We start from the raw sequence: 1,670 nt of genomic DNA, 5'->3' as shown, positions 1-1,670 counted from the left end.
TTTGACTTCTTTTCGGGAGTTAATTCTAACTATAAAAATTATCATTTACTCAGCAGAAAAACTCAAAGTTAATTCATTACGAACATAATTTTAAGCGATTTGCTAGATAAATGAGCCAAGATTAGAAGTCATCTTCCTATTTATAGGTAAAGGCTTCAGAAAGATTAAACTGAAGAGTTTGATCATGGCTCAGATTGAACGCTGGCGGCAGGCTTAACACATGCAAGTCGAGCGGAAACGATGGGAGCTTGCTCCCAGGCGTCGAGCGGCGGACGGGTGAGTAACACTTAGGAATCTACCTAGTAGTGGGGGATAGCTCGGGGAAACTCGAATTAATACCGCATACGTCCTACGGGAGAAAGGGGGCAACTTGTTGCTCTCGCTATTAGATGAGCCTAAGTCGGATTAGCTAGTTGGTGGGGTAAAGGCCTACCAAGGCGACGATCTGTAGCTGGTCTGAGAGGATGATCAGCCACACCGGGACTGAGACACGGCCCGGACTCCTACGGGAGGCAGCAGTGGGGAATATTGGACAATGGGGGCAACCCTGATCCAGCCATGCCGCGTGTGTGAAGAAGGCCTTTTGGTTGTAAAGCACTTTAAGCAGTGAAGAAGACCTAACGGTTAATACCCGTTAGCGATGACATTAGCTGCAGAATAAGCACCGGCTAACTCTGTGCCAGCAGCCGCGGTAATACAGAGGGTGCAAGCGTTAATCGGAATTACTGGGCGTAAAGCGAGCGTAGGTGGCTTGATAAGTCAGATGTGAAATCCCCGGGCTTAACCTGGGAACTGCATCTGATACTGTTAAGCTAGAGTAGGTGAGAGGGAAGTAGAATTCCAGGTGTAGCGGTGAAATGCGTAGAGATCTGGAGGAATACCGATGGCGAAGGCAGCTTCCTGGCATCATACTGACACTGAGGTTCGAAAGCGTGGGTAGCAAACAGGATTAGATACCCTGGTAGTCCACGCCGTAAACGATGTCTACTAGTCGTTGGGTCCCTTGAGGACTTAGTGACGCAGCTAACGCAATAAGTAGACCGCCTGGGGAGTACGGCCGCAAGGTTAAAACTCAAATGAATTGACGGGGGCCCGCACAAGCGGTGGAGCATGTGGTTTAATTCGATGCAACGCGAAGAACCTTACCTGGTCTTGACATATCTAGAATCCTGCAGAGATGCGGGAGTGCCTTCGGGAATTAGAATACAGGTGCTGCATGGCTGTCGTCAGCTCGTGTCGTGAGATGTTGGGTTAAGTCCCGCAACGAGCGCAACCCTTGTCCTTAGTTACCAGCGGGTTAAGCCGGGAACTCTAAGGATACTGCCAGTGACAAACTGGAGGAAGGCGGGGACGACGTCAAGTCATCATGGCCCTTACGACCAGGGCTACACACGTGCTACAATGGTAGGTACAGAGGGCAGCTACACAGCGATGTGATGCGAATCTCAAAAAGCCTATCGTAGTCCAGATTGGAGTCTGCAACTCGACTCCATGAAGTAGGAATCGCTAGTAATCGCGGATCAGAATGCCGCGGTGAATACGTTCCCGGGCCTTGTACACACCGCCCGTCACACCATGGGAGTTGATTGCACCAGAAGTGGTTAGCCTAACTTAGTGAGGGCGATCACCACGGTGTGGTTGATGACTGGGGTGAAGTCGTAACAAGGTAG

1 rRNA gene is annotated in these 1,670 nt (G+C 50.2%); it reads left to right on the top strand.

The window, feature by feature from the left end:
- Positions 1 to 166: 166 nt before the first annotated feature.
- A 16S ribosomal RNA gene (locus NK638_RS12210) occupies positions 167 to 1,670 on the top strand; the annotation flags it as partial.

This window comes from Psychrobacter sp. A3, assembly GCF_028823565.1.
Taxonomy (GTDB): Bacteria; Pseudomonadota; Gammaproteobacteria; order Pseudomonadales; family Moraxellaceae; genus Psychrobacter; species Psychrobacter celer.
Note: the sequence above shows the minus strand (reverse complement) of the source record. Positions and strands in the feature narration are given on the sequence as shown.